Source organism: Paenarthrobacter sp. AB444, assembly GCF_028736865.1.
In the GTDB taxonomy this organism is placed as follows: Bacteria; Actinomycetota; Actinomycetes; order Actinomycetales; family Micrococcaceae; genus Arthrobacter; species Arthrobacter nicotinovorans_B.
The window spans coordinates 60,441-82,984 of sequence record NZ_JAQZBY010000014.1 but is presented as its reverse complement, the minus strand read 5'-3'; the positions used below and the strand labels follow the sequence as shown (position 1 = coordinate 82,984).

Sequence of the window (22,544 nt, the reverse complement as noted above, 5' to 3'; positions counted from 1 at the left end):
GCAGTGTGAGGGTTCGCCGGCGTACCACGCCGCGATTCATTTGGCGGGAAGAGTCAGGAGGTAGGCTGCCAGCAGGGACATCCCGGCCAGCACGTAAAACGAGATGGAAACCCAGCGGGGTTTCTTCTGTTGATGGAAGGAGACTCCCCCACCCACCAGCAGTCCCGCCAGGCCCATAAGGACTACAGACCACATTCAGGCAGCACCGCTCCCGGACGCTTCCGGAGCGGGCTTGCGCAGGCCGTCCACCCAGTTGCGCAGGAGCCTGGCCCCGGCATCCCCTGATTTCTCGGGGTGGAACTGGGTGGCACAGAGTGGGCCGTTCTCGACGGCGGCGATGAACCGTGCACCGTGCTCGGACCAGGTCACCTTCGGGGGCTCCATGCGCGGCTGGACAACATCGAAGTTCCATTCCTGCACGCCGTACGAGTGCACAAAGTAGAAACGCTCCTGCTCGACCCCTGCGAAGAGCTTGGAGCCTTCCGGGACATCCACCGTGTTCCATCCCATGTGCGGCACGACGGGCGCCGGAAGAAGCTCGACTTTGCCGGGCCATTCAGCCATGCCCTCGGACTCAGTGCCGTGCTCGACGCCGGCTTCGAACAGAACCTGAAGGCCCACGCAGATACCCAGGACCGGGCGCCCACCCGCGACACGACGTCCAATCATGCGGATGGCATCGACAGCTTTAAGTTCCTTCATCACGGTCGCGTAGGCCCCGACACCGGGGACAACCAGCCCGTCCGCGTTGAGCACGTCCTCAGGCTTGGAGCTGAGCAGCACGTGGGCACCCGCCCTCTCCAGGGCACGGACAGCGGAACGGACGTTGCCGGATCCGTAGTCCAGAACCGTCACCGTGGGCTTGCCTTCCGGCGACTCGGGCTTCACTGAAGCCGTGGGGTCAGCCACTGCTCCGTTTTTCAAGACTTGACCGCTCACAGCGCCCCCTTCGTGGACGGGATTCCCTCGACGCGGGGATCGGACTCGACGGCGGCGCGGAGTGCTCGCGCGAACGCCTTGAACTGGGCTTCGACAATGTGGTGCGGATCGCGGCCGGCGAGAACGTTCATGTGGAGGCAAATTCCCGCGTGCAAGGTGATCGCTTCGAAAACGTGCCGGGTCAACGAACCCGTGAAGTGCCCCCCGATGAGGTGGTACTCCTGCCCGGCGGGTTCACCGCCGTGCACCAAGTAAGGACGGCCGGAAACATCCACGACGGCGTGCGCCAGGGCCTCGTCCAACGGGACGGTGGCTTCGCCGAAACGACGGATGCCGGCTTTGTTGCCCAAAGCCGTACGCAGGACCTCGCCGAAAGTGATGGCGACGTCCTCCACAGTGTGGTGGGCGTCGATGTGGGTGTCGCCGGTGGCCTTGACGGTCATGTCGATCAGCGAGTGCTTGCACAGGGCGGTCAGCATGTGGTCGTAGAAGGGTACTGAAGTGCTGATGTCCGAAATTCCGGAGCCATCCAGGTTGATCTCCACCAGCACGGAGGACTCACTGGTGGTGCGCTCCATGCGGGCAGTGCGGGCAGCGGACGGCGTAGCGCCGGTTTCGCTCATTGGGGACGTCCTTCTACAGGGAGGATGGGTAGGTCTATTGACAAGTTTAGGCGCGCGGGGAAACCGCACCGTCCAGGAGGGCTTCCAGCGCATCCAGGAAAGCTGTGGTTTCCGGCTCGGTTCCAGCCGTGACGCGCAAGTGCCCCGGGATGCCGACATCGCGGATCAGCACGCCTGCATCGAGCAGGCCCTGCCAGATCGTGTGGGGATCCTCCAGTCCGCCGAAGAACACGTAGTTGGAGTCCGACGCCGCGGGCTTGAGACCCATGCGCAGAAGTTCCGTGACAATCCGGTCCCGCTGGACCTTGATGTCTTCGACGTCGGCCATGAGGGCCTCGCGGTGCGTCAACGCCGCGAGGGCGGTGGCCTGGGTGATGGCTGAGAGGTGGTACGGCAGGCGCACCAGCCTGATGGCATCGGTGACCTCCGGGGCCGCAGCCATGTAGCCAAGCCGTGCTCCAGCCAAGGCGAACGCCTTGCTCATGGTGCGGGAGACGATCAAACGCTCGCGCCCGGGCAGGAGGGTCAGGGCACTTGGAGTGTTGTCGTGGGCGAACTCGTGGTAGGCCTCATCCACGATCACGATGGCCTGGCTGGCTTCGCCGGCTTCATAGACTGCCTCAACCACGTCCAGGGTCAAACCTGTGCCCGTTGGATTGTTCGGCGAGCATAGAAAGACGATGTTGGCCCCGGTCTCACGGACCTGCTCGGCTGCCGATTGGGCATCGAGGCCGTAGTCGTCGGCACGAACGCCACGGATGTACTCGGTGTCCGTTCCGCTGGCCAGCAAGGGGTACATGGAGTACGTCGGAGGGAAACCAAGCGCTTTGCGCCCCGGACCGCCGAATGCCTGGAGAATCTGTTGCAGGACTTCATTGGAGCCATTGGCGGCCCAGATATTGTCGGCAGAGAGGCCGTGGCCAAGGTACTCAGCCAGGGCTACCCGAAGGTCGGTAAATTCACGGTCCGGATAGCGGTTCAAGCCTGTGGCGGCTGCCGCCACTGCCTCTGTTATGGCCGCCTGCACATCGGCAGGGACGCCATGGGTGTTTTCGTTGACGTTGAGCAATACGGGGACATCGAGCTGCGGTGCGCCGTAGGGGCTCAATCCACGCAGGTTGGTCCGGAGGGGAAGTCGGTCAAGTCGCTCAAGCTGCTCACTCACTCCAACAGTTTAAGGGGCCACCGCGACTGCCGAGTAACTGTGACGTCCAGGGCAGGAAACAGGCCGTAGCGCCTGCCGTCAGTGGGCAGGCACGAACAGCTGCTGCCCGGGAAGAATGCGGCCACCGCGGAGGTCATTCAGCTGGATGATTTCGGCAATGACTTCACGCGGGTCCCGCTCCGGCGCCGCAGCACCGGCGATACCCCACAGGGATTGGCCCGGCTGGACAGTGACGGACACCGCAACCGGCGGCTGCAACTGCGACTGGGAGTCGGAGGCCTTGGCGGGGGAAGTGACGACTCCGGCCAGGCTGAGGAGGGCAGCCACCAGCAGCATGGCCGGGATGCCAAAGAAGACCATGCGGCCACGGCGGGTCAGACGAAGGCGTACCGGAGCCTGTGCGGTGCGGAAATCAGCGAACGAAGTGATTGCGGACATGAGCTGAGCCCTTCTGAGCTATTGCGCTGCTCCGGGGCTTCCGGAGCAGCGCTGCCAATTCATTGTGTTCCACCCGGCGGCGCCGGATGTTCGAACGCTTTGTTCGAACATCCACCAGCAGCGCGAGGTTTATAGAACACATATTCGAACCTTGCTATGACATTTTTAGCACTTATCAACGAACGGTGTCGAGACTCGCTAGAACAAATGTTTGATAAACGCCTGTGCCTGTCCTACGTTTGAGTGAAGAAACAGCACTGTTTCAGTGGAACAGGAGGGTCTGACATTTTTCCCGGACCCTGCATCCCCGGCTCTCTCGGGGCGGAATGAAAGGCATTGGCGAACATGGCAGCGAAAGCCACAGGCGGCGGGGCACCCCTGCGAAGCCAACAGCCTCAAAAGACTCCCAAGAGCCTGACAGTTCGTCAGAAGAAGATCCTGGAGACCATCCAGCGCTCAGTCAACGACAACGGCTATCCGCCCAGCATGCGCGAAATCGGCGACACCGTAGGACTGGCCAGCCTGTCCAGCGTCACCCACCAGCTGTCCCAGCTGGAAAAACTCGGCTACCTCCGCAGGGATCCCAAGCGGCCCCGGGCCATGGAAGTGCTGATGCCCCTGACCCTCGACTCGGGTCCGATCCCGGGCGTCGAAGCTCCGGCAACGTTGCGAAGCGCCGGAGGCATGGCCGTCACCGAACTGGCAAGCGCCAGCGACACCGCCATGGTTCCGCTGGTCGGACGCATTGCAGCAGGTGGGCCCATCCTCGCCGACCAGACCGTTGAGGACGTGCTGCCGCTGCCCAGGCAGCTCGTGGGCCACGGTGAGCTCTTCATGCTCAAGGTCGCCGGCGACTCCATGATCGATGCCGCCATCTGCGACGGCGACTGGGTGGTTGTCCGCCGCCAGAACGACGCCATCAACGGCGACATCGTGGCGGCGCTGCTCGATGATGAAGCCACCGTGAAAACGTTCCGTCAACGTGACGGCCACACCTGGCTGCTGCCCCAGAACACCCAGTACGAACCCATCCTGGGCGACCAAGCCACCATCATGGGCAAGGTCGTTTCCGTACTTCGCTCCATCTAGCCCCTCAGGCCTTCCGGACGGATCCCAGACGCTCCAGGACCCCGCGTACCACCGCACGGTCCGTCGTGGCCCAGAAGGGCGGCAGAGCGGCCCGCAGGAAACCGCCGTAGCGTTCCGTCGAGAGTCGTGAATCCAAAACTGCCACGACGCCCTTGTCCCCCGTCGAACGGATCAGGCGCCCCGCGCCCTGCGCCAGCCGGATGGCAGCGTGGGTGGCGGAAACTGCCATGAAGCCATTGCCGCCGGACTGCGCCACCGCACGGGAGCGGGCCGTCATGAGCGGATCATCCGGTCGCGGGAACGGGATGCGGTCAATGACCACGAGACGGCACGACCCACCCGGAACATCCACACCCTGCCACAGGGACATGGTTCCGAAGAGGCACGTATCCGGTTCATCGGCGAATTGCTTGACCAAGGCAGCCATGGTGGACTCGCCCTGGCAGAGAATGTCAACATCCAAGCGGAGGCGCATGGCATCGGCCGCCTCTTCGGCTGCCCGCCGTGACGAGAAGAGGCACAGCGCTCCCCCGCCCGAAGCCCGGATCAAATCTTCCAATTCGTCCAGGGCCTCCGGCGAAGTGCCGCGGCCGGGCTTGGGCAGGTGCTTTGCCACGTACAGCACCCCCTGCTTGGGGTAGTCGAACGGCGAACCGACGTCGATCCCCGTCCAGCTCGGGGCGCCGTCACCAATCAGGCCGAGCCCTCCCGCGGCAGGCTCGAAGGCGGAACCGATGGCCAGTGTCGCCGACGTCAGCACCACCGTGTGTCCTGCAAACAAACCCTCGCGCAAGCGTCCGGCCACGCTCAGGGGCGCGATGTTGATGAGCGCCGGAGCAGTGTCATCCGGTTGTGAGTAGCCCTGCTGGGGATCAAAGGTGCTGTTACGGGAGAACCAGACGACTTCGCGGTTCTCCTTGGCGGCAAGCATCCGCTCACACAGTTCAAGGATGAGCATGAGCCGTGAGCGCGCCAGTTGGCGGCCGCCGTCGGCTGCGTTGGATGCATCAGTCTTCGAATCCGACAAAGCGGCGCGGGTGGCGTCCCGCAGCTGGTCGAGGCAGTCAAGCTGTTCATCATTCAGGCCACTGGGCAGCAGTCCGTTGGGAACCCCTGCAATGGCCATATCAAGGCGGTCGGCGGCAGCGTTGAGGGCGTCGACCGTAATGGCGGTGTGTTTACGTGCACTCGATGCCGCGGCATGAACCATGGCAACGGACAACTGCCCGGTGACGGCCCCGGTCACGCGGTCCTGCAACTCGTGGGCTTCGTCAACCACCACGACGTCGTATTCAGGGAGGACGGCCAGTCCTTCGAAAGCGCTGACAGCCAGCATCGCGTGGTTGGTGACAACGACGTCGGCCTCAGCGGCCCGCGCCCGGGCCAACTCGCTGAAGCACTCCTCCGCGAGAGGACATTTCTGGGCCCCCAAGCACTCCATGGATGTCACGGACACCTGCCGCCAGGCCCGGTCCGTAACGCCGGGCATCAGTTCATCCCGGTCTCCCGTGGCAGTCTTTTCAGCCCATTCACGAAGGCGGACGACTTCCTTGCCAAGCTGTGATTGCGGCCCTCCCATGGACGCCGCGAAATGCGGAACACTGGTGTCCTCGCCCAGGGAGAACAGTTGGCCCTCCGAGGGCTCCTCGCTGGGGAAGCCGCCCTCCAGCTTCTGCAGGCAGACGTAATTGGCACGGCCCTTCACGAGCGCCACGTTGACCGGCCGCTCGAGTGCGGGGTTGATGGTCTCCAGGAGCCGTGGCAGATCCCTGCCCACAATCTGCGTCTGGAGTGCCAAGGTGGCGGTGGACACGAGCGTCGGCTTGTCGCTGTCCATGGAATGTGCGATCAACGGAATCAGGTAAGCCAACGACTTACCTGTTCCCGTTCCCGCCTGGACCAGCAGATGCTCTCCGGTTTCGATGGCCCGGGTGACGTGCTTGGCCATCTCGTGCTGGCCGGCACGGCTTTGGCCGCCCATGCCGGCCACAGCCCGGTCCAACAATTCGAGGGTGGCCTTTTCCCCCACCGACTCGACGGCGTCCGCCGCCACCTTCTCAACCATTGCTGACGAATGACTCCAGCTCGGCCGCCAGTCCTTCACGGACCATGACCACTATGCGTGTGCCGTTTTCCTCGTGATCGATGCTGAGGATTTCCGAATCAGAGCTGTGCAACTTGCTGATCAGCTCGCCGCGATCGTACGGAATCAGGAGCTCCAGCCGCACGCCCGGGCGCGGAATGGACCGGCTGATCTCCTCCAGCAGTTCAGCGATTCCCTGGCCCGTACGGGTGGAAACCACAGCATGGCGGGGTTCCTTCTGCTTAAGGCGTTCCACCACGAAGGGGTCTGCCACATCAACCTTGTTCAGGACGATGATTTCGGGAACCTTACGAGCATCCACCTCGGAAAAGACAGCCCGCACTGCGGCGATCTGCCCCTCGGGGTCCGGGTGCGAGGCGTCCACGACATGCAGGATGAGGTCCGCGTCAGCCACTTCCTCCAGTGTCGACCGGAAGGCCTCGACCAGTTGGGTGGGCAGGGAACGCACGAAGCCCACGGTGTCGGCCAGGGTGTAGCCGATGCCGTCGGGGGTTTGCGCTTTACGGACGGTCGGATCCAACGTTGCGAACAGGGCGTTCTCCACCAGGACACCGGCGTCGGTCAGGCGGTTCAACAGCGACGACTTACCGGCGTTGGTGTACCCGGCGATCGCGACGGACGGAACAGCATTACGACGGCGGTTGGCACGTTTGGTCTCGCGGGCCGGCTTCATCGCGGCGATTTCACGCCGAAGTTTGGCCATGCGCGTACGGATTCGGCGGCGGTCCAGTTCGATTTTCGTTTCACCGGGACCACGTGAGCCCATGCCGGCGCCGGCACCACCGACCTGGCCACCGGCCTGTCGGGACATGGATTCACCCCAACCACGAAGGCGTGGAAGCAGGTATTCCAACTGGGCGAGCTCCACTTGGGCCTTGCCTTCGCGGCTCTTGGCGTGCTGGGCGAAGATGTCCAGGATGAGCGTGGTCCGGTCGACGACCTTGACCTTGACAATGTCCTCCAGCCCGCGTCGCTGGGACGGGGCCAGCTCGGTATCAACGACGACGGTATCCGCGCCGGTGGCGGCGACGATGTCCTTGAGTTCCTGCGCCTTGCCGGAGCCGAGGAACGTTCCAGGATCCGGCTTGGTGCGCCGCTGGACCAATCCGTCAAGGACTTCCGAGCCCGCGGTTTCAGCCAGGGCCGCCAGTTCACGCAGGGAGTTCTCTGCGTCGGCCAAAGTGCCTTCTGTCCACAGGCCGGCGAGAACGACGCGCTCAAGGCGCAGCTGCCGGTATTCAACCTCTGTGACGTCTTCGAGTTCGGTGGACAATCCTGCGGTACGGCGCAGGGCGCGGCGTTCAGCGAGGTCTTCCTGGTCGCCGTCGAAAATGCTGTGCTCTTGGTCCAGGGTCGAGATGGCCTGCGCCTTGCCGAACACGCCATTGGCGTCGGTGTCCTCAGGTGCCTGCGCGGGGACATCCTTGGAAAGAATCCGGTCGATGACGGCCTGGATTTGTTCAGGACTCATGTCCTGGGCGTCGGAATCGGATCCGGAGTGCTTCTGGGTGGTCATGGTCTCCTTAGACTGTTCGGCAATTCCAGAATAGTGCTGTTTGTTGCGTGATGGGGCGCTCTTCGCGCTGGGCTGACCGGCTTTGGCTAAAGTGCCCTCCTGTTGGCTGGACGCCGGTGGCCCACTGGGCTCTGGCGTCGGTGATCTGACGGGTGGATCCGCGGGAAGGCCTTGGCGTATCGGAAGTCCTGGTGCTGGCCCCCATAGGTCGTGTGGTGACACGATCTAAGGTCGGGGCGTGGATTGATCTTCTGAGCATCCGGCGCTACGGAATCGCAGCGATGGATGTTTGCCGTGGGACCTGCGGGCGGAAAGGCCGTAAGCCGGGCATTGGAGCCAAGCTGGGCCTGCATCGCGGGCGGTGCCGTCGTACGCCTGGAAGCCCAAGCGTGGATTCGGCGAATTACTCAAAGATCAAGAACATGGATTAAATACTATCAGCCCTGTCAAACCGGGCCTTGGTCGAAGGCAGTTTCCCAAGGCGCCGATAGCCAACTAATCTGGCAAATTATGGAGTCTGCACACTATTTCACCGCCCAACCGGCTGGACCGTTCACCCGCAAGCCGCTCACGGTGGAGCTCGCCGGGGCTACGCGCCATCTGCAGACCTCCTCAGGAATCTTCAGCCCCGACGGCATCGACAAGGGTACGGCGATCCTCCTGTCCGAGGTCCCGCCCCCGTCGCCCCGTGGCAACCTTTTGGACATCGGCTGCGGTTGGGGCCCCATTGCCCTGACCCTCGGGTTGAAGGCACCGAATGCCCGTGTCTACGCCGTGGATGTCAACGAACGCTGCGTGGTGCTGACCAATGAGAATGCGGCCGCACTGGGCCTGGACAACGTAACGGCAAGCTTGCCGCAGGAGGTGGACCCCGCCGTCGAATTCGACACCATCTGGTCCAATCCCCCCATCCGCATCGGCAAGGACGAACTGCACTCGCTGCTGCTCACCTGGCTGCCCCGGCTCGCTCCCGGTGGCAACGCGTGGCTTGTGGTCCAAAAGAACCTGGGTTCGGACTCCCTGCAACGCTGGCTGGCAGCTGAACTGGACGAGTCATTCACGGTGTCCCGTGAAAGCACCTCCAAGTCCTTCAGGATCCTTCGCGTCAGGAAAGCGTCCCGCTAGCCACAATGACTGCAGGCCCGCTCAGCTCCACGTGCTCGCGGCCGCCTGCGCCCGGGAAGAATTTCACGCCGACGACGCCGCCGGGAACCTTCACATGCCAATCGTTGGGTGCCGTACTGCCCGCCCAGTGACGGATCGCCACCGCCGCTGCACAAGCTCCAGTGCCGCAGGACTGGGTCTCGCCCACTCCCCGCTCGTGCACGCGCATGGTGATGGTTCCCACTCCGTCCTCCACCAACGGTTCAGCGGGGACGACGAATTCGACGTTCGTGCCATTGGCTGGCTTGGGGTCGACCACAGGGGCTTTGAACAACTGGGTGGCCGAGAGCTCGCTGAGTTCGGCCAGGGCAACAACCGTGTGCGGGTTGCCCATGCTGACCGAGAGACCGGGCCGGGCCACTTCGAGGCCGTCCGCGCTGACCAGGGCGTCCATGGCCTTGCTGGTTGCCTCTTCAGGGAAAATAAACTCCCAAGGACCCATGTCCACGGCATAACCGTTGGCGGTTCGCACCACCTTTTTGACGCCTCCACGTGTGCCGATCGTGAGGACCTCACCCGGTCCAAGATCGACCAGGCCCTGTTCGCTGAGGAAGTGGACAAAGACGCGCACGCCATTGCCGCACATTTCGGACAGGGAGCCATCGCCGTTGCGGTAGTCCATGAACCACTCCGCTGCGGGATCCACGTCCAGCAGTGCCCGGCCCTCCGGGAGGAACCGGGAGGGAACGGCACGGATCAGACCGTCGCCGCCGATGCCTGTGTGGCGGTTGCACAATTGGGCAACTTGCTCGGCTGTGATCTCGTGGGCGTCCCCGGGATCCGCAATCAGGACAAAGTCGTTGCCGGTCCCATGCCCCTTGGAAAACGCCAATCCGGCAAGGCTTGAGGTGGCATTCGTGGTGTCGGCAGCGGAGGGCTGGCGCGTGGGAACTGCGGCGTTTGCATCCATGGAATCAAGGCTACCTTCCACGTGTGTTAGGCCAGAAATTGCCAAGCTATCCCTGCGCGCCAATCAGCGTGACTGCCTTGGCGACGATGTCGGGGTCCTTCCAGTCCAGCCAGGAAATCCGCGGATCAGCGCGGAACCAGGTGAGCTGGCGGCGGGCAAACTGCCTGGTGGCGACGATGGTTTCCTCGACTGCGTGCGGCACGTCCATATTGCCGTCCAGGACCTTGAGGAACTGGGCATAGCCCAAAGCCCGCGATGCTGTTTTCCCTCGCCGCAAGCCCTGGCCCTCGAGCCGCTGGACCTCGTCCCCCAGGCCGGCCTCCACCATCCGGTGCACGCGGTGGGCGAGCCGTTCCCTGAGTTCGTCGCGGTCCACGGACAAGCCGATCTGGACCGCGGGCTGGTAGTACTCGCGCTGGGGCATGAAGGAACTGAATGGCCGGCCCGTCAGTTCGAAAACCTCCAGTGCACGGATCACCCTTCGAGCGTCCCCGAGACGTGCGGCCGATACGGGATCCGCTTTCTCCAGCCGGGCCCTCAATGGAGCAAGTCCTTTTTCTTCGTACTCTTGCTCCAAGCTCTGCCTCAAGGCGGGATCTGTGCCCGGAAACTCGAGGATATCCAGTGCAGCGCGCACATAGAGCCCCGATCCGCCCACCACGATGGCACGCTTCCCGCGGGAGTGGACATCGTCAATGGCCGCGCGGCATTCCACCTGGAAGTCAGCCACACTTGCTTCTTCAGTTACGTCCAGGGTGTCCAGAAGATGATGGGGAATCCCCTTGCGCTCCTCCATGCTGATCTTCGCGGTGCCGATGTCCATGCCCCTGTAGAACTGCAGGGCATCAGCGTTGATGACTTCTCCGTCGAGGGCCAGGGCAAGATTGACGCCAAGATCCGACTTGCCCGAACCTGTAGGGCCTACGACGGCGATGACCTGCTGGGCGTCCGTGGAGTGCCGGCTTTGCCGGGAATACGACATGGATTCCAGGCTCGGTTACGCGCGACGGGCGGGCAGCGCGGGCATGCCCAAGGACACGCCGGTCTTGCCGTTGGAAACGCCAGGGGCGGGGACACCGCAGGAGTCGGCCTGCGACCGGTCCCAGGCATCTCCGGCGCGGGAACGCCGCAGGACGTAGTCGGTGCTGCTTGCGGGGTCGGCTACCAGGTGGAATGCAGCGGCCTCCGTGATGGTCACGGTGACGAAGTCACCAGGACGCGGAGTTTCGGCACCCTCCGGGACGGAGAAGTGGACGAGCCTCTGGTCTTTCGACCGGCCGGAGAGACGGTGGGTCTCCCCGGCTTTCCTGCCGGCCTGGGCCGTCACCAGTACCTCGACCTGGCGTCCAAGCTGAGCTGCGTTTTCTTCGGCAGCGATCCGGTCCTGCAAAGCTGTGAGCCGCTCGAAACGTTCTTGGACCACCGCTTTGGGCAGCTGGTCCGGAAGTTCAGCTGCCGGTGTTCCGGGACGCTTGGAGTACTGGAAGGTGAAGGCCGAGGAGAACCTGGACTTCCCGACGACATCCAACGTCGCCTGGAAGTCTTCCTCGGTCTCCCCTGGGAAGCCCACAATGATGTCTGTTGTGATCGCGGCGTGCGGAATCCGCTCCCGCACTTTGTCGAGGATGCCCAGGAAGCGGCTGGAACGGTACGAACGACGCATGTCCTTGAGTACCTTGTCCGATCCCGACTGCAGGGGCATATGGAGCTGGGGCATCACGTTGGGGGTTTCAGCCATGGCATCAATGACATCGTCCGTGAACGCCGCCGGGTGGGGGCTGGTGAAACGCACCCGCTCGAGGCCTTCGATGTCGCCACAGGCCCGCAGCAGTTTGGAGAACGCCTGACGGTCGCCGAATTCAACGCCGTAGGAGTTGACGTTCTGACCGAGAAGGGTGACTTCAATTACTCCGTCGTCAACGAGGGCCTGGATCTCGGCGAGGATCTCGCCGGGACGCCGGTCCTTTTCCTTGCCGCGGAGGGAGGGCACGATGCAGAACGTACACGTATTGTTGCATCCCACCGAAATGGAAACCCACCCCGAATACACGGATTCGCGCTTGGTCGGGAGCGTGGACGGGAAGACGTCCAGGGATTCCAGAATCTCGAGCTGGGCCTCATTGTTGTGACGGGCGCGGTTGAGGAGGGCCGGGAGCGCTCCAACGTTGTGCGTGCCAAAGACAGCGTCAACCCATGGCGCCTTCCGGACGATGGTTTCGCGGTCCTTCTGGGCCAGGCATCCCCCAACAGCGATCTGCATTCCGGGGTTGGCTTCTTTGACCTGCCGCAGTTGGCCAAGGTTCCCGTAGAGCTTGTTGTCCGCATTCTCGCGGACGGCACAGGTATTGAAGACCACGACGTCGGCGAGATCGCCCTCGGCAGGCACGTAGCCGGCGTCCTCCAGCAATCCCGCCATGCGCTCTGAATCATGGACATTCATCTGGCAGCCGAAGGTGCGGACCTGGTAGGTCCTGGGCTCAGCAGAAGGACTGGCGGGCGCTGTTGGGGAAGGAATGGTCAAACTCACTACTCAAGGGTACCGGCTTCTGCAAGCACCTCACCGACGATTCTGAACGCCAATGAGGGGGCGTAGCCCTTGCGGGCCAACATGGAAGCCAACCTGCGCGTGTGCTTGTCCCGCTCCGCACGATCCGAAAGGTTCATGCCCGGGCGAAGCTTGCGCTCCACGAGATCGCGGGCAGCCGACTCTTCGTCTTGGTCGCTGAGCTGCGAGAGCGCATCTTCCGCCGACTCGAGGTCGATTCCCTTGTCCGCCAATTCGCGACGAAGCGCACTCTTGGCCAGCTTCTTGCTCTGCGAGCGGCTTCGAACCCACATCCGGGCAAACTCAGCGTCATCAATGAGCTGAACTTCCTCAAAGCGGTCCAGCACCGCTTCCGCGACTTCTTCGGGAACGTTGCGCTCAGCAAGTTTGCGGGACAGCTGCAGCCGGCTCCGTGGCGCCATCGTCAACTGCCGCAGGACGATGGCGCGCGCCACGGATTCGGGGTCGGGCTCGGAATCTGCAGCGATGGCAGATTCCGGGTCCGGCCCGGTTCTAGCCGTCAACGGCCTTCAGTTTCGGGGAGTCTTCCTCCGGCTTGACGCCGACGCCGAGCTTCTCCTTGATCAGGCGCTCCAGCTCTTGGGCAAGCTCAGGGTTGTCACGCAGGAATCGCCGGGAGTTTTCCATGCCTTGGCCAAGCTGATCGCCGTCGTAGGTGAACCATGAACCCGACTTCTTGATGATGCCGTGCTCAACGCCCATGTCGATGATGCCGCCCTCGCGGGAGATGCCCTGACCGTAGATGATGTCGAACTCAGCAATCTTGAAGGGCGGAGCCATCTTGTTCTTGACGATCTTGGCCTTGGTGCGGTTACCGACGGAATCCGCGCCCTCCTTGAGGGTCTGGATGCGCCGGACGTCGATGCGGACCGATGCGTAGAATTTCAGGGCCTTACCACCGGTGGTGGTTTCCGGCGATCCGAAGAAGACGCCGATCTTCTCACGCAGCTGGTTGATGAAGATCGCGGTGGTCTTGGTCTGGCTCAAGCGGCCCGTAATCTTACGCAGGGCCTGGCTCATGAGACGGGCCTGAAGGCCAACGTGGGAGTCGCCCATCTCGCCTTCGATTTCGGCGCGGGGAACCAGGGCTGCTACGGAGTCGATGACGATGATGTCCAGCGAACCGGAACCCACCAGCATGTCCATGATTTCCAGGGCCTGCTCACCGGTATCCGGCTGGGAGACAAGGAGGGCATCGGTGTCTACGCCCAGCTTGGCGGCATAATCCGGGTCAAGCGCGTGTTCGGCGTCGATGAAGGCAGCGATGCCGCCCGCGCGCTGCGCGTTGGCCACGGCGTGCAGGGCAACGGTGGTCTTACCCGAGGATTCCGGGCCGTAGATTTCCACGACACGGCCACGGGGCAGGCCGCCAATGCCAAGGGCCACGTCCAGCGCAATGGACCCGGTGGGAATGACTTCGATGGGCGCGCGGGTATCGTCACCCAAGCGCATGATGGAGCCTTTGCCGAACTGCTTGTCGATCTGGGCAAGCGCTGCTTCGAGCGCCTTCTCACGATCCGGGGTTGCCGCCATGGTTCACACCTCTGATGCTTTCTCGCTGTGGAGTGGCCCGATAGGCCGCTTTCCTGTCATCTCAGACGCTATTACGGCGGCCTGACATTATTAGTTGCCGACTACGGCTATGTGGATAACCTGGCTGCCGGAAGCTGGGGAATGCGTCCTACGGAATCAATTTTCCTCTCAAAGGAGCATATCCCTATCCGAACAGATATTCGAACAACACTGCGGCGTGTCCCCGCGCCCCGCAGCGGCAGCGCCGGTAGCTGTTCAGTTCGAAGCGGGCTTGATGTCCCTGCCCAGTCTGCGTTCGGGAGGCACGTCCTGTACCTCGCACACGGCCAGCCATACCTCGCGGGGATGGTATCCGGCAGCCAAAGCCTCAACGGCCGTGCGGCCTCCGACGCCGGCCAGGACCAACGAACTGGCCAGGACACGGGAGTAGCCAGCCCCGAACTCGTCGTCCATCAGTCGCCAAAAGTCACTTGCCCTCACGGATAGAGTCTCTCATGGCAGGGCACTCTAGAATGGTTGCCATGAGCAATCCTCTCCAGAGCACGCCCGGTTCGGCCGTGCCAGGCGACGACGTCGACGACGCCCTCCAGCAGGTGGAACACCAGCTGAGCCTGCTCTGGCGCCGCGCCCGTTCGATCTCCCATCAGTTGTCCCGTCAGGTTCATCCGGACATGGAACCGGCCGCCTATGGTCTCCTGACGGTCATCCGCAGGGAAGGCCCGATCCGGCTGACGGACCTGGCCACCTGCATCGGCGTGGGCAAGCCCTCCGTGAGCCGCCAGATAGCTTTCCTGGAGAGTATCGGCCTGGTTTACAAGGAAGCCGATCCCCAGGACGGCCGGGCACAGTCCATCCGCCTGACGGAGAAGGGCGAGGAAAAGATGCACCTGGTCCAGGATGCGCGCCGCCAGGTGTTTCGGGAGCGGCTCGGCGAATGGCCCCTGGAGGATGTCCAGACCTTGGCCGATTACATGGGACGCCTCAATGCCATCTACGGAGACGGCGCCCTGAAGGACCTTGGCCCCAAGGAACCTGGAATCGACACCGCCGATGCTACAGCCGGCGACTAACCAGCGATCAACCGCCCAAGCGGCCAGCGCACGGAAAATCAGCACCAGTAAAATCAGCACCACGAATATCCGAGCCAAGAAGGAAGGTCCCCAGCCTGAGGCTGGGGACCTTCTTCATTGCTTGTAAGCGCCGCCTACCGGGCTCCGGAGAGCATTCCCTGGGGGAAGTCGTCCGTGAGGTCCAGATCGCGGCCATAGCGCTGCGAGAATTCCTGGGGGACGGTGTCCGGAACGGCAACACCTTCTGCGACCGCTACGCGGTCGCTGACTTCGCGAAGCATGTGGGACAACGGAACGTCCAAGGCTGTGCAGATTGAGGACAGGAGCTCGGAAGAAGCCTCCTTCTGGCCACGTTCCACTTCACTCAAGTAACCAAGTGAGACGCGGGCGCTGTGCGAAACCTCGCGGAGGGTACGGCCCTGACGCTGGCGGACATCGCGCAGTACATCACCGATCTCGTGGCGTAGTACAACCATTTTGCGCTCCTTCTGTTCGCTCTGTGTCTGATCAGCCAAGCCCACATCCTTCCATCGGACAACGCCGTTTACGGATACGGGCTGCTTTACCATCTGTATCGCCATGCTCCCTCGTTGGTCCGGTTCGCCAGGTGGCGGACCGGGTATGTTTTTACATCCTAGGCGCCTCGGCTCTTCCGAAGCGACACAATGACACAACTATTGGCAATGAGTTTTTGTTCCCGACTACTTTACGAACGGTAACCAACGTCATCCAGCGCGGCAAGCAGACGCGCCAGGGCAGCCTCGCAGGCCTGTTCTCGGATGGACTGCCGGTCGCCGGCAAAGCTGTACTCAAAGGACGCCGTGCCCAGCGACGAGGCGACGCCCACGAACACGGTGCCGACGGCTTTGCCATCGTGCGGCTCGGGGCCGGCAACGCCAGTGGTCGATATTCCGATGTCGGCAGCGCAAGCCCGGCGCGCGCCGTCGGCCATCGCCTCGGCGACGCCGCCGTCAACAGAACCAACCTCCGCGAGAAGAGCTTCCGGAACCCCCAGAACTGCGGCCTTGACGGAGTTCTGGTACGCGACGACGCCGCCCTGCAACATGCCGGACGCACCCGGAGTGTTGGCGAGCGTCGCCGCGACAAGCCCGGCGGTCAACGACTCTGCCGTGGCAACCGTCAAACGGTTGCGGACAGCGATCCCTACGGCTGTTGTCGCAATGCCCGCTGCGGCCTCTCCGGACTTCATCGGCGACGTCCCGCCGCACGCAGCCGCATGGCCTGGAAGACGTATTCGACGCCGGTCCACAGCGTGATGGCCAGGGCCACCATCATCACCCAGAACGCAACGTCGCCCAGCCACGGAGCAATGGCCTTGAGGGGAAGCACGTAGAGGAAGATTGCGACGGTTTGAACCACGGTCTTGAGCTTGCCGCCCCGCGATGCAGGCATGACGCCGTAACGGATCACCACGAAACGCAGTGCCGTAATGCCCCATTCGCGAACCAGGATGAGGATGGTGACCCACCATGGCAGCTCCCCAAGGATGGACAGCAGCACCAAGGCTGAACCGATGAGCAGCTTGTCCGCGATCGGATCGGCGATCTTGCCGAAGTTCGTGATGAGGCCGCGCGCCCGGGCGATGTCGCCGTCGAGCTTGTCTGTGTAGATCGCCACCGCGAAAGCAAGCACCGCGGCCCAGCGCCAGATCCCGTACCCGCCGTTGTCGGCCACCAGGAACCAGACGAAGAAGGGCACCAGGACGATGCGCAGCATCGTCAGGATGTTGGGCAGGTTCCAGACATCGGAACTGCTGGAAGTAGCGTTATCGCCCTCGGCTGTAGTCACCCCTCTAGGCTACCGTCTCCGCGTCAGGCGCCCGGGGGCTACCGTCCGGTGAGCGACCACGCGTCCTCGCCGCCCTCGTCATCATCGTCCGATGTGTCCGCGCCGTCGTAGTAGTCAATGGCCTGTGTCCGGTTGTCCAGGTCCGCCTGCACCAGGTCCTCTGCGTAACCGCCGACGGCGATGTTCGAGTTCGCGTTCTCGCTCAAGGCGGCGGTGTGCGCGTCAGGAGCAGCTGGTGACTCCTGGCCCTTCATCGCAGCGAGAACGGCGGCAAGGTCATCCGGTTTCACCAGGACGTCACGGGCTTTGGACCCTTCGGACGGACCCACCACACCACGGGACTCCAACAAGTCCATGAGGCGGCCGGCCTTGGCAAAGCCAACGCGCAGCTTGCGTTGCAGCATCGAGGTCGAGCCGAACTGCGTGGTGACCACGAGCTCGGTGGCCTGCAGCAGGACTTCGAGATCGTCTCCAATGTCGTCGTCGATCTGCTTCTTGGGCGCTTCGGCCGCGACGTCGTCACGGTACACAGCCTGCAACTGGCCCTTGACATGCTCCACGACCTTGTGGATTTCCGATTCCGAAACCCAGGCGCCCTGGACACGCATGGCCTTGGAGGCACCCATCGGCAGGAACAATGCGTCACCCTGGCCGATGAGCTTCTCGGCGCCCGGCTGGTCCAGCACAACCCGCGAGTCCGTAACCGACGAGGTAGCAAAAGCCATGCGGGAGGGCACGTTCGCCTTGATGAGGCCGGTGACGACGTCCACGGACGGTCGTTGGGTAGCCAGGACCAGGTGGATACCAGCGGCACGGGCCAACTGGGTGATGCGGACAATCGAGTCTTCGACGTCGCGCGGTGCCACCATCATGAGGTCTGCAAGTTCGTCCACGATCACCAGCAGGTACGGGTAAGGCTTGATGACCCGCTTCGAATCGACCGGAGGCGTTACTTTCCCGGCCCGCACGGCCTTGTTGAAGTCATCGATGTGTTTGTAGCCGTAGTTGGCGAGGTCGTCGTAGCGGGCGTCCATCTCCCGGACGACCCACTGCAGCGCCTCAGCGGCTTTCTTCGGATTGGTGATGATGGGCGTGATGAGGTGTGGAACGCCCTCATAGGCCGTCAGTTCCACACGTTTGGGGTCCACCATGACCATGCGCACTTCGTCAGGGGTGGCCCGCATGAGGATGGAGGTGATCATCGAGTTCACAAAGCTCGACTTACCTGCACCGGTAGCACCGGCAACCAGGAGGTGGGGCATCTTGGCAAGGTTGGCCACGACATAGCCACCCTCGACGTCCTTGCCCACGCCCATGACCATGGGGTGGTCCGTGCGGCGCGCGTTCTGGCTCCGGAGGACATCGCCAAGGGACACGGTCTCACGGTCGGTGTTGGGGATTTCGATACCGATGGCGGACTTGCCCGGGATGGGACTGAGGATGCGGACATCACTGGACGCCACGGCGTAGGAAATGTTCTTCGACAACGCCGTGACGCGTTCGACCTTGGTGCCGGGCGAAAGCTCGATCTCGTACCGGGTCACTGTGGGACCACGGCTGAAGCCGGTCACCTGGGCGTCGACGTTGAACTGCGTGAGGGTGTCCGTCAGGGCGGCGACGACGGCGTCATTGGCTTCTGTGCGCTCCTTCGGAATGGAGCCCGGCGTCAGGTAGTCCGAGGCCGGCAGGGTGTACGTGACATCACCGGCGAGTGACAACTGCTCCGTCCGCTGCGGAATCGGTGTGGGGGGCGGCGGCGGGGTCGCAGGGCGCGCCGGGACCTGGGCCGCCACGGGCGCGGTCATTTCCGGCGTCAGGACCGGGATGGCTTCGGTGGGGTTGTCGATGCCGGGGTTCGCTCCAGCGAGGCCTTGGGCGGCCTTGATCTTCTCCACCGCAATTTCAGCTTGCGTCGGGCGTCGCACGCCGGGCGGGACGCGGGGCGCGGACGCAGCCGGAGGTTCGTCGTCGTCGACAATGGCGTGCTCGAACGCCTCGTCACCGACGTAACCTTCCAAACCGGCGTCGGGTTCTTCGTCCTTGCCGAAGAGGCGCATGCGCTTCTTCTTTTTGGGCGCTGATGCGTCGTTGCCGTAAAGGTAACTGCGATCGTGCTCGTCCTTGCCGGTCTCGTCCATGAGGTCGACGCCCATGAGGTGTTCGTAGGCACCCCGGATCCGCGCCGGAATCGCACCGAACGGGGTCGCAGTGACAATCAGCAGGGAAACAAAGGCCAGGAGGCTGTAGATGATGACTGGAACTGCCACATGGATGGCTGCAAGCGGGGCCGCTGCGAGGAAGCCCAGCATGCCGCCCGCCCGGCGCAGTCCGTCAAAACCGTCGGCAACGGTGGGTTGACCGCCGATGACCTGGGCCAGTCCGGAACCGGCCAGGGTCATGATCATGAAGCCGATGCCCACACGGTTGTTGCCACGGCCGTCCTGCGGCTTCCGGAACAAGCGGAAGGCGCACACAAAAAGCATGAAAGGCAGGATCAACGACATCCAGCCAAAGGTCCCGTTGACCACGCTGTAGACGATGTCCGGAAGCCAACCTGTAAGGCCCCACCAAGCGAAGGTGGCGATGGCGACGCCCAGCACCAGATTGAACAGGGCCGCGCCGTCCCTGCGGTCCGCGGGGTCGAGGTCGCTGACGTCGTGGCCGATACGCCGGACGCCGGCACCCACCACGTGCCCTATCCCCTGCCAGGCACCGGAGAGCATGCGAAGCGGCAGCGGAGCTTGAGGCTCGACGGCGGCCGCTTGCTTGGTGCGGGCAGCGCTGCCCCGGCCGCTTTTGCCGGCCGCGGCGCTGGATTTGGATGCGGCTCCGCTCCGGCCGTTGCCGCCGGATTTACTGCTTGAGCTGCCTCGTGGCGTGGAGGTAGTACGGGTCGCCATAGGTGCCACGCTACCCCAAGGGGGTCTGAAATCCGCGGATTTCAGACCCCCTTGGGTGTTCATGTTGCCGGCAGGCTACGCCTCGAGGACCACCGGAATGATCATCGGACGACGGCGGAGCTTTCGGTTCACCCAGGTACCAATGACCCTGCGCACCACTTGCTGAAGCTGGTGGTTGGTGTGGTCTGTGTGATTGAGCACAGCCTCTTCGAGGGCAGTATTGATCTTGGGGATGATCTCGTCGAAAACGGAGTCGTCCTCGGCCACACCACGGGCATGGATCTCAGGACCGGACACGATCTTTCCGGTGGCCCGGTTGATGACCGTGATGACGGAAATAAAGCCTTCGTCTCCCAGAACGCGGCGGTCCTTCAGGTCGGCGTCGGTAATCTCGCCAACGCTGGAACCATCGACATACACGAATCCGACTTCCACCTGGCCCACTATGTTGGCCACGTGGTCCTTGAGGTCGATTACAGTGCCGTTGTCGCTGAGGATGATGCCGTCAGAGGGCACCCCCGACTCCAGGGCGATGTTGCCGTTGGCGATCAGATGCCGTGTTTCACCGTGGACAGGCATGGCGTTGAGCGGTTCAAGGATGTTGTAGCAGTAGAGCAATTCCCCGGCTGCCGCGTGCCCGGAGACGTGCACTTTGGCCGTGCCCTTGTGAATGACGTCGGCGCCGAGCTTGAGAAGGCCGTTGATGATGCGGAACACGGCATTCTCGTTGCCCGGGATAAGGCTGGACGCCAGGATGACGGTGTCGCCCTTTCCGACAATGACCCGGTGGTCGCCGTTGGCCATCCGCGACAGCGCCGCCATGGGCTCACCCTGGGACCCGGTGGACATGAGGACCACGCGGTCATCCGGCAGGTTGTCGATGTTCTTGATGTCAACCAGGATGTTGTCCGGCACCTCCAGGTACCCCAGCTTGGCCGCGATGGCCATGTTCCGGACCATGGAACGGCCGACGAAGGCCACTTGGCGGCCATGCTTGGCCGCGGCATCGAGGACCTGCTGGACACGGTGGACGTGGGAAGAGAAGGAAGCAACGATGATGCGCTTCTTCGCCTGTCCGAACAATCGGTCCAGGGTGGGCCCGATCTCCTTTTCGGCCGTGGTGAACCCGGGGACATCGGCGTTGGTGGAGTCCGCCATGAAGAGGTCCACGCCTTCTTCACCCAGGCGGGCGAAGTGCCGGAGGTCCGTAATGCGGCCGTCCAGCGGCAACTGGTCCATCTTGAAGTCGCCGGTGTGCAGCACAGTGCCACCCTCAGTGCGGATGAAGACCGCCAAGGCATCCGGGATGGAGTGGTTGACTGCAACGAACTCGCACTCGAAGGGACCGAACTGCTCCACCTGCCCCTCGGTGACAGTGAGCGTGTAGGGCTTGATCCGGTGCTCCTGGAGCTTCGCTTCCACCAGGGCAAGGGTGAGCTGTGAACCGATCAGCGGAATGTCGGCCTTGAGGCGCAGCAGGTAGGGAACCGCGCCGATGTGGTCTTCGTGTCCGTGGGTCAGGACCACGCCCACGACGTCATCCAGCCGGTTCTCGATGTACGAGAAATCGGGCAGGATCAGGTCAACACCAGGCTGCGTTTCCTCGGGGAACAGCACCCCGCAGTCCACAATGAGCAACTTGCCGTTGATTTCGAAGACCGCCATATTGCGGCCGATCTCTCCCAGTCCACCGAGCGGAACGATCCGCAGCGTGCCTTTGGGCAGTTTCGGCGGCGTAACCAGTCCGGGAAGGGCGGTTTGGGTCATATTGTGCTACTTTCCGGCGGAACCATCCTGGACGCTAAAGTCCATTCCAGCTTCCGCCAAGTCCCCGCGGATGATTGCGATCTCGGCCGCGTCCGGCTCCACGAGGGGCAAACGGACAACCGAGTTGGGCAGGACTCCCTGCCACTTGAGAATCTGCTTGGCGGCTACTGCGCCCTGGACCCGCGTCATGGTTCCACGGACCACGGGTTCCAATTCAAAGTTGATGGACCGCGCCGTGGCGAGGTCGTTGTTGTTGACGGCGTCGATCAGCTCGCGGAAGCGACGCGTGGCCACGTGGGTGGTGACGCCCACAAGGCCGACGGCGCCGAGCGCCATCCACTGCAGGGTCAGGCCGTCGTCGCCCGAGTAGAAGAGGAGATCGGTCTCGGCCATGACGCGCGTCGCGGCGGCGAAATCAGCCTTGGCGTCCTTGACGGCCACGATGTTCTGGTGCTTTGCCAGCTCGATCATGGTCTCCGGCGCAATGGCGATGGAGGAACGCCCCGGGATGTCATAGAGCATGACGGGCAAATCGGTGGACGATGCGATGGTTTCGAAGTGCGCGCGCACGCCGGCCTGGCTCGGCTTGTTGTAGTACGGGGTGACGATCAGGAGACCATCGACGCCCAACTCCGCTGCGCGCTGGGACAGGTGTACCGAGTGGGCGGTGTCGTTGGTGCCGGTACCGGCGATGATGGCGGCCTTGCCACTCACCGCTTCCTTGACCGCACGGAACATGCCCAGGTTTTCATCGTCCGTAAGCGTGGAGGTCTCACCTGTGGTGCCGGTAACTACGAGTCCGTCGCAGCCGTCCTGGACAAGCTTTTCCGCCAGTGCTGCGGCTTGGTCGTAGTCAACCTTGCCGTCCTCGGTGAACGGGGTGACCATGGCGGTCAGCAGGGTACCAAGGGCAGGAATGGGCGTACGAACGTCAGACATAGGAAAAACGTT

Annotated in this window: 22 protein-coding genes; 3 read left to right on the top strand and 19 right to left on the bottom strand. The window is 63.2% G+C overall.

The features are described 5' to 3' along the window. Positions 1-36 precede the first annotated feature (36 nt). The 5 genes from PQ627_RS16505 to PQ627_RS16485 all read right to left on the bottom strand — a co-directional run bounded on the left by PQ627_RS16505 (position 37) and on the right by PQ627_RS16485 (position 3,165). Entirely contained in the window at positions 37-195 is a 159-nt protein-coding gene (locus tag PQ627_RS16505) for a hypothetical protein (RefSeq protein ID WP_186313712.1), read from the bottom strand. Continuing rightward, a complete protein-coding gene (hisH, locus tag PQ627_RS16500) occupies positions 196-939 on the bottom strand; it encodes an imidazole glycerol phosphate synthase subunit HisH (protein ID WP_274262557.1) in 744 nt (247 codons plus the stop codon). Then, complete coding sequence (gene hisB, locus PQ627_RS16495; protein WP_274262556.1) at positions 936-1,562, bottom strand: imidazoleglycerol-phosphate dehydratase HisB; 627 nt, start codon at positions 1,560-1,562, stop codon at positions 936-938. Before hisB ends, hisH begins: the two co-directional genes overlap by 4 nt. A 46-nt stretch (positions 1,563-1,608) precedes the next feature. Further along, positions 1,609-2,727: a histidinol-phosphate transaminase gene (locus PQ627_RS16490; RefSeq protein WP_274262555.1), complete on the bottom strand. Its 1,119-nt coding sequence runs from the start codon at positions 2,725-2,727 to the stop codon at positions 1,609-1,611. Positions 2,728-2,805: 78 nt separating this feature from the next. Continuing rightward, on the bottom strand, positions 2,806-3,165 hold the full coding sequence (locus PQ627_RS16485) for a LysM peptidoglycan-binding domain-containing protein (RefSeq protein WP_274262554.1): 360 nt from the start codon (positions 3,163-3,165) through the stop codon (positions 2,806-2,808). A 345-nt stretch (positions 3,166-3,510) separates the two neighbouring features. Here PQ627_RS16485 and lexA point away from each other — a divergent pair, with 345 nt between their 5' ends. Beyond that, positions 3,511-4,254: a transcriptional repressor LexA gene (gene lexA / locus PQ627_RS16480; protein ID WP_144663052.1), complete on the top strand. Its 744-nt coding sequence runs from the start codon at positions 3,511-3,513 to the stop codon at positions 4,252-4,254. 4 nt (positions 4,255-4,258) lie between these two features. On the opposite strand, the gene PQ627_RS16475 is transcribed toward lexA, so the two are convergent. Together PQ627_RS16475 and hflX are read right to left on the bottom strand one after the other, a co-directional pair. Then, entirely contained in the window at positions 4,259-6,319 is a 2,061-nt protein-coding gene (locus PQ627_RS16475; RefSeq protein ID WP_274262553.1) for an ATP-dependent DNA helicase, read from the bottom strand. After that, positions 6,312-7,874, bottom strand: a complete 1,563-nt coding sequence (hflX, locus tag PQ627_RS16470) for a GTPase HflX (RefSeq protein ID WP_144663050.1) — start codon at positions 7,872-7,874, stop codon at positions 6,312-6,314. The genes PQ627_RS16475 and hflX overlap by 8 nt, the downstream gene beginning before the upstream one ends. Positions 7,875-8,384: 510 nt before the next feature. On the opposite strand from hflX, the gene PQ627_RS16465 reads away from it, so the two are divergent. Next, the gene (locus PQ627_RS16465) at positions 8,385-8,999 is read left to right on the top strand and encodes a class I SAM-dependent methyltransferase (protein ID WP_144663049.1); all 615 of its coding nucleotides are present in this window, start codon (positions 8,385-8,387) and stop codon (positions 8,997-8,999) included. On the opposite strand, the gene dapF is transcribed toward PQ627_RS16465, so the two are convergent. The 6 genes from dapF to PQ627_RS16435 form a co-directional block, all read right to left on the bottom strand. Continuing rightward, complete coding sequence (gene dapF / locus PQ627_RS16460) at positions 8,980-9,948, bottom strand: diaminopimelate epimerase (RefSeq protein WP_274262552.1); 969 nt, start codon at positions 9,946-9,948, stop codon at positions 8,980-8,982. The genes PQ627_RS16465 and dapF overlap by 20 nt on opposite strands. 46 nt (positions 9,949-9,994) lie before the next feature. Next, complete coding sequence (gene miaA, locus PQ627_RS16455; protein WP_274262551.1) at positions 9,995-10,930, bottom strand: tRNA (adenosine(37)-N6)-dimethylallyltransferase MiaA; 936 nt, start codon at positions 10,928-10,930, stop codon at positions 9,995-9,997. A 15-nt stretch (positions 10,931-10,945) separates the two neighbouring features. After that, positions 10,946-12,475: a tRNA (N6-isopentenyl adenosine(37)-C2)-methylthiotransferase MiaB gene (gene miaB / locus PQ627_RS16450; protein ID WP_274262550.1), complete on the bottom strand. Its 1,530-nt coding sequence runs from the start codon at positions 12,473-12,475 to the stop codon at positions 10,946-10,948. Beyond that, positions 12,475-13,017, bottom strand: a complete 543-nt coding sequence (locus PQ627_RS16445) for a regulatory protein RecX (protein WP_144663045.1) — start codon at positions 13,015-13,017, stop codon at positions 12,475-12,477. Before PQ627_RS16445 ends, miaB begins: the two co-directional genes overlap by 1 nt. Then, on the bottom strand, positions 13,007-14,047 hold the full coding sequence (gene recA, locus PQ627_RS16440) for a recombinase RecA (protein ID WP_018779075.1): 1,041 nt from the start codon (positions 14,045-14,047) through the stop codon (positions 13,007-13,009). The genes PQ627_RS16445 and recA overlap by 11 nt, the downstream gene beginning before the upstream one ends. 255 nt (positions 14,048-14,302) lie before the next feature. Next, positions 14,303-14,527, bottom strand: a complete 225-nt coding sequence (locus PQ627_RS16435) for a DUF3046 domain-containing protein (RefSeq protein ID WP_144663044.1) — start codon at positions 14,525-14,527, stop codon at positions 14,303-14,305. 41 nt (positions 14,528-14,568) lie between these two features. Here PQ627_RS16435 and PQ627_RS16430 point away from each other — a divergent pair, with 41 nt between their 5' ends. After that, positions 14,569-15,117, top strand: coding sequence for a MarR family winged helix-turn-helix transcriptional regulator (locus PQ627_RS16430; protein WP_274262549.1), 549 nt, complete (start codon positions 14,569-14,571; stop codon positions 15,115-15,117). Between the two features lie 134 nt (positions 15,118-15,251). On the opposite strand, the gene PQ627_RS16425 is transcribed toward PQ627_RS16430, so the two are convergent. The 6 genes from PQ627_RS16425 to dapA form a co-directional block, all read right to left on the bottom strand. Next, the gene (locus PQ627_RS16425) at positions 15,252-15,686 is read right to left on the bottom strand and encodes a helix-turn-helix domain-containing protein (protein WP_024820363.1); all 435 of its coding nucleotides are present in this window, start codon (positions 15,684-15,686) and stop codon (positions 15,252-15,254) included. A gap of 137 nt (positions 15,687-15,823) precedes the next feature. Continuing rightward, complete coding sequence (locus tag PQ627_RS16420) at positions 15,824-16,327, bottom strand: CinA family protein (protein WP_274262548.1); 504 nt, start codon at positions 16,325-16,327, stop codon at positions 15,824-15,826. Further along, complete coding sequence (gene pgsA, locus PQ627_RS16415; RefSeq protein ID WP_274262547.1) at positions 16,324-16,926, bottom strand: CDP-diacylglycerol--glycerol-3-phosphate 3-phosphatidyltransferase; 603 nt, start codon at positions 16,924-16,926, stop codon at positions 16,324-16,326. The genes PQ627_RS16420 and pgsA overlap by 4 nt, the downstream gene beginning before the upstream one ends. Positions 16,927-16,964: 38 nt before the next feature. Continuing rightward, complete coding sequence (locus PQ627_RS16410) at positions 16,965-19,826, bottom strand: FtsK/SpoIIIE family DNA translocase (protein ID WP_274262546.1); 2,862 nt, start codon at positions 19,824-19,826, stop codon at positions 16,965-16,967. 75 nt (positions 19,827-19,901) lie between these two features. After that, positions 19,902-21,593 carry a ribonuclease J gene (locus tag PQ627_RS16405; RefSeq protein ID WP_274262545.1) on the bottom strand — a complete coding sequence of 564 codons (1,692 nt, stop codon included), beginning with the start codon at positions 21,591-21,593 and terminating at the stop codon, positions 19,902-19,904. Between the two features lie 6 nt (positions 21,594-21,599). Further along, the gene (gene dapA, locus PQ627_RS16400; RefSeq protein WP_274262544.1) at positions 21,600-22,532 is read right to left on the bottom strand and encodes a 4-hydroxy-tetrahydrodipicolinate synthase; all 933 of its coding nucleotides are present in this window, start codon (positions 22,530-22,532) and stop codon (positions 21,600-21,602) included. Positions 22,533-22,544 lie beyond the last annotated feature (12 nt).